Annotated in this window: 5 protein-coding genes; all 5 read left to right on the top strand. The window is 71.3% G+C overall.

The window, feature by feature from the left end:
• Window positions 1-671 (top strand): hypothetical protein (locus ON45_RS23255; protein ID WP_040496064.1); only part of this gene is annotated, 671 nt, incomplete at its 5' end.
• Window positions 668-2,893 carry a hypothetical protein gene (locus ON45_RS18945; RefSeq protein WP_040496062.1) on the top strand — a complete coding sequence of 742 codons (2,226 nt, stop codon included), beginning with the start codon at window positions 668-670 and terminating at the stop codon, window positions 2,891-2,893. The genes ON45_RS23255 and ON45_RS18945, both read left to right, overlap by 4 nt.
• Complete coding sequence (locus ON45_RS23250) at window positions 2,890-3,897, top strand: hypothetical protein (RefSeq protein ID WP_040496061.1); 1,008 nt, start codon at window positions 2,890-2,892, stop codon at window positions 3,895-3,897. Before ON45_RS18945 ends, ON45_RS23250 begins: the two co-directional genes overlap by 4 nt.
• 1 nt (window position 3,898) lies before the next feature.
• Window positions 3,899-7,750: a hypothetical protein gene (locus ON45_RS18935; RefSeq protein WP_040496059.1), complete on the top strand. Its 3,852-nt coding sequence runs from the start codon at window positions 3,899-3,901 to the stop codon at window positions 7,748-7,750.
• Window positions 7,747-8,442, top strand: a 696-nt coding sequence (locus ON45_RS18930) for a beta propeller repeat protein (RefSeq protein ID WP_040496057.1), incomplete at its 3' end; no start/stop codon positions are given. The genes ON45_RS18935 and ON45_RS18930, both read left to right, overlap by 4 nt.

Below are 8,442 nucleotides of genomic sequence, written 5' to 3'. Positions count from 1 at the left end.
ACGACACCGGCATCACCGTCTGCGGTTGGCACGACGGGTCGCAGGTCGCGCGACTCAGCGGCCGCAGTGCCCTGGCTGCCGGATGCGTGGTGACGGTCGAGGGCACACGGGGCCGCCAACAGCTCGGCTGGACGGTCGCCGGCGACCTCGTGCGGCGGGCCGGTGCGGTGTCCACCCGGTTCGGCGATCGGGTCCGAACGGTCGGCGTGGCGCTCCGCGGCGCACCGATCGAGCGCCTCGTCGAGTTCGCCGTCGAGATCCACGGGGCGAGCCGGGTCGTCGACGGCGCCGGCAAGCCCGTCGATCCCGTCGTGGTACAGGCCGGCGACCTGTCGCTGCTGCTGTTCGAGGTCGACGACATCGACGACCGCGGGTGCTCGATTCGAACCAGGACCGGCGGCTCACGCCAACTCGCCGCGGTCATCGGGTCGGGCGAGTCGGTCGATCACGTCGCGGACGTGATCGCCGAGCGGGGACTGCTCGACGTCGTGGCGCGCTTCCGTTCGATCACCGGCGCAGGCGCCGCGGTCACCTGGGTGCCCGCCGACGGTCGCAGCCGCAGCAGCGACCCCGCCGCCGTGACGTTGCCGCGGTCGGTCGCGGCACCACCGTCTCGTCCCGACACGCAGCGGACCGGCCCGTTCGCCGAGGTGGGGGGAGGCCGCCGATGACGATTCCCGAAGGACACTTCCAGCTCTACACGAGCATCACTCCCCCGTTGGTGGCGGGAGACTGGCGGCTCACCTGCAGTCAGGAGCTCTCCGCCGACACCGGCACCACGGATCTCGACGCCGACGATCTGCGCGTCGAGGACCGACAGATCCACTTCCGGGTGAAGTCGCCGCGCTATCTGATGCCGCCCGACCAGGTGCTGTCGACGTTCCCACCCGCGAACTCGTTCGGCAACTACGGGGCGCGGCTTCCCCAAGTGGTGATCAAGCGTCGGACGCTGCCGTGGGAGCGCGACATCGGTACCACCGATGGTCGGCGGCGGCCGTGGCTCGCGCTCGTCCTGATCGCCGAGGGGGAGGCGATTCTCGAGACCGGCATCGACGCCGCCGATTGCATCACCGCCGGCGTGGAGTTGGCGGGTCCGGTCGACGTCGAGAAGGGCAACCGGCTGCGGGTTCGCAAGTCGGTCATCGACCGGGTGTTCCCGACCCAGAACGACGTGGCGCTGCTGGCCCACGCCCGCGAGGTCGACATCAGCGACACCGAGCTGCTGCTGGGCGACGACGACGGGTTCCTGGCGGTCGTGATCTCGAATCGGCTGCCGCTCCCCGGCCGAGACGACGACGGCAACGAGGTCCCGGTGAAGTACTCGGCGTGCCTGGTGAACCTCGAGGGTCAGTTCGACCGGCTGCTCGAACGCTCGCTCGACCCGCCCCCCGAGGTGTCGGTCCTGGCGACGTCATTCGTCAACACGTCGCACGTGCTCGTCGCCGACGCGGCGGCCGACGACCACTTGACGATGCACACCGCGGCGTCGCAGCGCGGGGTCGACGAGAGCCTGCTCGGGCAGGTCCTCGTCGATCCGCTACCGCTCGGCGACGTCCGGCCCGCAGCCGAACCACGCTCTGCGGCCGACACCGGGATCGGCACGACGGCGACGTCGTTCGCGTCCGGCGTGGCGGGGTCCGGCGCGGCGGCCAGCTCGGCGCGCTCCGACTGGTCGGTCGCCGGGCTCGATGCCGATGTGTCCGCCCAGATCCGCGTCGAGATGGCTCGGGACTTCCGCCACGTCGCCGAGTTCGCCGAGTTCGCCGAGTTCGCCGAGGGCATCTTCGTGCCGGGCGGCGTCTTCGAGGCGGTCGATGTCGAGTACACGTTCCCGGTGCTGATGCACTGGAGCTTCACCTCGGTCGGCGACACCACGTTCCGGTCGCTGATGGAGGGGCTCGACTCCCGACTGCTCGGCCACGCCGGCGGTTCGGCCGAGCCGCCCGACGGTCGACTGCCGCTCGAGGTGGTCGAGACCGGCCACGTCGGTTTGCCCCACACCACGCGCGACGGCGACGCCACACGGTCGTGGTATCGCGGGCCGCTCGTGCCCCACCCGGCGCCACAGGAAGAGAACCGCTTGCCGCTCGCGCACAGCTCCGATCAGCTGCGGATCGTGATCGCCGACGGTCGCGAGGACCTCTCGCTCGCCGCCGCGTTCGAGGTGGGCCGCCTGCTCGCGCTCTCGCAGCCCTCGATCGTCGCGTCGTTGCTGCGGTGGCGTCAGGACAAGTACCGCACCGCCCGCGCGGGCGCCCTCCTCGATGCAGCCCGACCGTTCTGGGAGGAGCTGCTCGGCGAGGTCGCGTACGCCGACTTCCGGACGCTCGGCCCGAGGGCCGGTCGGATGCTCGCCGGTGCGATCGCCGAGAACCCCGACCTGTTCCTCGGCAACCCTCGACCGCTCGTCACGGCGGGACGACCGATCGATGTCGACGGGCTGCCCAGCGACGTGCTGGCCGCGGGTCTGGGCATCGACGCCGCAGCGTTGCGGGGCGATCTCGACAAGATCTATTCGGCGGTCCGCGACATCGACACGCCCAACCTCGAGGTGGTCCTCGAGGACATCGGCACGGTCGCGATCCGCGACTCGCTCAAACGACCGCTCGACCAGGCGCGTGTGGAACTCGTGGCCGACGCCATCGCCGACGACCTGATCCTCGACGCCGTCACGGGACCGACGTTTCCGTTCGCCGGGCTCGTCTCGGATCTGGTGGGCGTAACCCTCGATCCCGACGCCACGCTGATCACACGCGGCGGCAACGTGATCGACAACGACATCATCGGCAGCATCGCCGAGGGTGGACGCCTGCCCTTCACCGGCGGCACAGGATTCGTCGCCGAACCGACCCGGCCATCCGATGCCGACGATCACGACGGGGAGTCCACATGATCAACCAGAACCTCGACGTCATCCACGGGCTCGCCACGCAGTACGCGTTCGTGTCGAACACGCCGGTGCTCGACTTCGGTCCCGACGACGACACCGCCATGCCCGCCGAGCTGCGCAACTGGCTCGTGCGACTGCGACTCCTGGAGGGGGTCCCCTTCGCGAACCTCGTCGCGGACACCGAGTTGCTGCCACCGGAGTCGATCCGATGGTTCTTCGTGGACCGTCAATGGACCGACGCGATCGTGCAGGGAGCGCTCAGCGTCGGCACCGTCAACAGCGACGACCGCGTCCAGCTCGGCACCCAGTACGACGCGATCCGCGTCGAGCTCGACGTCGAAGAACGCAACGTTCGCCTGGGGGCGTCGAACGCTCGGCGCACCGGTGAGGCCGGCCCGATCAGCGGCTTCCTGCTGCGCTCCGACGCGGTCGCCGGCTGGCCCGGGATGCACGTGCGTGCGTTCGACGTCGATCCGGCCGAAGGCGATGACGCCCAGTTCCCCGACGACGACGATCGACGCATCCGGTTGCTTCGCCTCGAGCGACTGGCGCCGGCCGTGCTGCTGTGCCTGTTCGACGGCATCCCCCAGGTCGTGCACATCGAGGAGCCGCGCCAGGGGGTGCAGTTCGGCTTCGACGTCACCGACGCGGGCGGCGAGCGGTCCGCCACCCTGTTCCCCCGCGACAAGGACACCTTCGAGTACCTGACGCAGGACCCGAACGCGGCCGTGGACGTGCCGTTTCGCTACCGGGGCGCATCGGGCGTCGTCGACATCCGCCGCCTCGCCGACGAACTCGCAACGCACCCCGAGACCGGCGCCGACGACGACGGCGACGGCGTCACCGACCTCGACAGCGCCGAGTACGCCCTCCAGCTGATCCGCTTCCCGTGGCGGCAGGTGTTCGGCGACGTCGACAACGAGATCGTCGCCGACGTCTTCCATCCGACGGTGTCGTACCGCGATGTCGTCTCGCACACCTTCGTCTTCGACCAGAACGAGATCTGACATGCCCCGCGGATTCGACTTCATCATCGACAGCGAGATCCTCGACACCGCGGTGTTCGCGGAACGCTGGGCGAGCGCCGTGCGCGCCGACATGGACGTGTCGACGCTGACCACGTGGGATCCCGCCCTCAACCGCAACCGTCGCATCCTGGTGCCGATCGACGTGCAGGCATACGTGGCGCATCCGTCGGTCGCCGAACCGGTCGTCGCCGTGACGGGCGGCTTCGACGACCCGCCGCCGTTCGCCACCGGCGACCCGTTGCCGGCGGGGGTCCACCTCCACTGGGCGACGCCCGACGCGCTGCTGCGCGGCGCGGAGTCCGACGCCGGCGGCGAGCTCGAGCTGCCGGAACTGCCGGAGCGATGGGTGGTCGTGCGGGCGTTGTTCCCGAACGGGTTCGATCGGCCGATGCTGCGCGGGTGGGTGATCGACGCCCGCAAGGGAACCGTCACCGACCTCGACGGTTTCACCGGCGACACCCCGGACGGGACCGCCGAGTTCGACCGCGTCGACGGCACCGTCGGCGGGTCCCCGCTGTGGACCGCGAGCTACCACGCGAGCGCCGGCCGGTTCGGTTTCCACGATCCGCTCGACGACATCGACCAGCTCACCGAGACCGCCTCCGACGGATTCTTCGCCGACGTCGCCACCTACGTGGTGGCCGGTTGGAGCCCCGACCAGGAACGAGATCCGCTGTTCGCGGTCGGCAGCGGCGCACTGACCCAGAAGGTCAACGACTACGGCTGGTATCTCGACCCCGAAGGCGATCCCGTCGCCTACGACCCCGACGAACCGGCTCTCGATCGCCTGTCCGACACCGGCGTGCTCCAGCGCCCGGCCGAGGAACCGGTCACCGAGGTCATGGTCAAGGGGGCCGACACGACGTTCACCTATGCCGACGTCGCGCCACAGTTGGCGTCGCCGGTCGAGCGCTTCTCCCGGCTCGTGCTCAGCCCCCGCCCGCCGAGGTTCCTGTCGCTGCTGCACGGCATGGTCACGGGGGTGCCGGTCGACGCCCCGCCCGCCGGGGTCGACGAACGGCCCGGCGAGTCGGCGCTCTCGCTCGCGATCGGCCTCGACACCGACGACGTCGTCGCCGCGCTCGGCGCCGACACGCTGGGCACCTCACCCGAGGCCCGCCGCGGCGCCGAACTGCTGGCGGCGGCGTTCAGCAGCGACCTGATCGACCGGCTGGGCGAACCCGACGGACCCCGCGACATCGCCGAACGCGAGCATGCCGACACGTTCTGGTCGCTCGCCGGGCCGCCACTGCCGAACGCACGACCCGATCAGCTCCGGGTCGAGGACACGGCGTCGACCAATCCGACCACGGTCGGCCGCAAGGGCCGTGCGAACGCGGGCTCGGCGCGCACACCGGACAAACTCGACCCGCAGGTCGGCTGGCGCGACGCGGTGGTGTTCAGCGAGCGGAACGCCCCCGGTCCGGCGGGTGCGATCGTCGACCCGAAGGCCGCCCTCGCCGGGGTGGACGGGCGGGTCAGCGCGAACGCGCTGGGGAGCCGCCGCACGGTCGAACGTCCGGCACCCAGGATCTTCCGCCCCCAGGCGCCGGTCGTGGCGATCAAGGGCGCCCGGCCGAGTCTGCGCCACCACCACGACGGGCTCCACGATGCCGACGGACTGCTGCGGTGCCGCTTCCCGAATGAGATCGTGCAGGAGATCAAGAACGTCGTGCACGGCGCCGACCTGGTGCCAACCCTCGGCTCCGGTGCCCTCCCCTTCGAGGTGCTGCAGGTGGTCCGCGAGGCGATGCTGCTCAACCCGTACGTGACGCGCTGGGTCGCCGAGGCGGCGGCGCCGGACCCCGCGATCGTCGGGCAGTTCCAGACGCGGGTGCAGGCCGAGATGCTGCGGCTGTACGCGCCCGACGGACGCTACGACGGCACCGGCGTCGGCACGCTGTCGACCGCACCTGCGACCACGCGGGGGCGGCGCCCACAGGCGGTCGCCGGCGACGCGTGGGACAGCGTGTCCACCTACGACACGATCGTCGGTCACCAGGCGGCAGCCGAGGTCGCGAAACTCTCGGCGATCGTCGGAACCACACCGAGCCCGTTGGGGGTGACCGCGTGGCGCCAGCCGTGGGTGCCGCTGTGGCTGGAGTGGCGCGTCGAATTGGTCGGCAGCACCGGCCTCGCCGGTTGGGAGCTCGGCGACCTCGACCTGCGCCGCACCGACGATCCGTTCGTCGATCCGGTGGCCCGGGAGTTCGTCGGCCGGAGCCCGGTGGGCCGCGGCCTGTCGAACGCGCTGCACGCGGGCATCGAGCGGTGGCTGGCCGCCGAGGAGCAGCGCGAGGCGACCGAGCAGGTGCTCGACGCCGACGAGCAGGCCGTGCTCGAACGCCTCGACGACTTCCTGCGACCGCTGGACCTGGCGTCGGCGTCGCTCGACGGGATCCGCGAGCAACTGCTCGGCATCGACTTCGTCGGGAACCTCACCAGCGGGGTCGATGAGGACGACCGGCCGGTCGCTTCCCGCGATCCGATCACCATGTTCGGCGGCACGATCCGACTGCTCCAGCTGCGCCTGGTCGACGCGTTCGGCCGCACGCTCGAGGTGCCGCTCGGCGACGCTCAGACCACGTCCGAACTCGAGGTCGACGGCACGCCGGCCGCGATCCGCGTCGCACCGCGGATGCAACACGGGGCGCGATGGTTGTTCCGCCTCGTCGATCCCGCGTACACCGGCGATCCACTCGCCGCGCCCGAGGCATTCGTGAACCAACTCGAACCGAACCTCGCCGTCAACCCAGTGGCCGGGTACTTCATGGCCGACCACATCGACGAAGCGTTCGAGGCGTTCGACGTCGAGGGCACCGCGTTGGGCCAACTCAGCCACCACGAGATCACCGGCGCGGTGCGGTGGGATCCCGCCCCCGGCCGACCGGTCCCGCCCGGCGCTGGACCGTTGGCCGAACTCGGTCCGGGGGCGCTGACGATCGGTCAGATCGCAGCCGGCGTGGTGCGCGCCGATGTCGCCCACCGCGCGTCCGGCACTGCCGGCGTCGACTCGTCGCTGACCGCGTTGCTCCGGGCGATCGACACCACCCTGTGGACGGTCGACACGTACGCAGCGCTGGGGTCCTCATCGGTCGCGTCACTCGTCGGGCGCCCGATCGCGGTGGTGAAGGCGACGCTGCGCCTCGACATCCCCGACGACGTGGGCGAGGTGATCGTCACCGCGCCGGGCGGCGAACCGGCGCGGATGACGGCGTTCGAGGCGCTCACCGATCAGCGCTTCCCGGTGCGCTTCGGTGACCTTCAGCGCAGCGACGATTCGCTGCTCGGCTTCTACGTCGACGACGACTACGACCGGTTCCACCTGGTCGACAAGGCGCTCGCCGCCGACGCGAACGACGTGGGTCGCCACCGCGGGCAACTCGGCCTGCTCGGCACGGTCGACGCGCCCGACCTGGCTCCGCTCGATCATCCCCTGCTCGTGGCCGAGGACACACTGTTCCTACGACCGGGCCAGGCCGTGCGCCTGACGCTGTTGATGTTGCCGGCCGGGCGGGTCCACGTCACCTCGGGCATCCTGCCGCGCAAGGCGCTGGCGCTCGCCGACGCCTGGACCGGCAGAGGTCTTGCGCGGCTGATGCCGTCGGTGCGGGTCGGGCCGGTGCTGGTCGACCCCGCCGAGATCCGCCTCCCCAAGGTCGACCTGCTCGGCGAGAACCAGCAGTTCACCCGACGGACCGGACCGTTGACCTGGCGTGACGATCCGATCGTGTCGGCGACGCAGGCGGCGCTGTTGCCGCGCACACCCCACGAGATCCAGGAGGGCTGGGTGCGCGTGATGGATCAGAGCGACGGCGGTGACGGGCGATGACCGACACGGCGAACCACACCGCGGCCGATGCGGCTGCGGCGCGCGAGGCACAGGAGGCGAACGCGCGCCACGCGCGGCGCAAGGCGGCGAAGCGTCAGAACGCGGCGGCCCGCCAGGCCCACGTCGCATCGATCGAAGGCACCGTCGATCGGCGGGCGTTGCGCGACGCGATGCAGGCCTACCTCGCCGAGCACGCGTCGCCGGTCGAAACACGGGCCGACACGGACGCCGACGGTGACGAACCCCTTGCCGCCGACGCGGCAGCACTGGCCGCGCCGGCTCCGCTCGTCTTCCCGGTGAACGACACGAACCGGTGGGTGCCGATCGGCCCGTCGGCGGTGCGTCAGGGTCAGGCCGAAGGCCGGCCGCGGGTGTCGGGACGCGTTCGGGCATTGGCGGTCAGCCCGAACGGTCAACGGATCTACGCCGGCACCGCCAAGGGCGGCGTGTGGTACTCGGGCGACGCCGGCGCGACCTGGGAACCGATCGGCGGCTGGGCGAACGAGCCGCGGGTGCTCGGCGGGCACGTCAGCGCGTTCTCGTGCGGCAGCCTGCTCGTCGCGTTCGGCGGCTCGGTCGCGACCGATTTCGTGATGGCCGGCACCGGCGAGATCGGCGCCTTCACGAACTCGGCGAACGCGGCGCCGATGGGCGGGCTCGGCATCCTCGCGGGGCTGGGTCCGGCCGACCCG

The sequence above is a fragment of the Ilumatobacter nonamiensis YM16-303 genome (genome assembly GCF_000350145.1).
In the GTDB taxonomy this organism is placed as follows: Bacteria; Actinomycetota; Acidimicrobiia; order Acidimicrobiales; family Ilumatobacteraceae; genus Ilumatobacter_A; species Ilumatobacter_A nonamiensis.
Note: the sequence above shows the minus strand (reverse complement) of the source record. Positions and strands in the feature narration are given on the sequence as shown.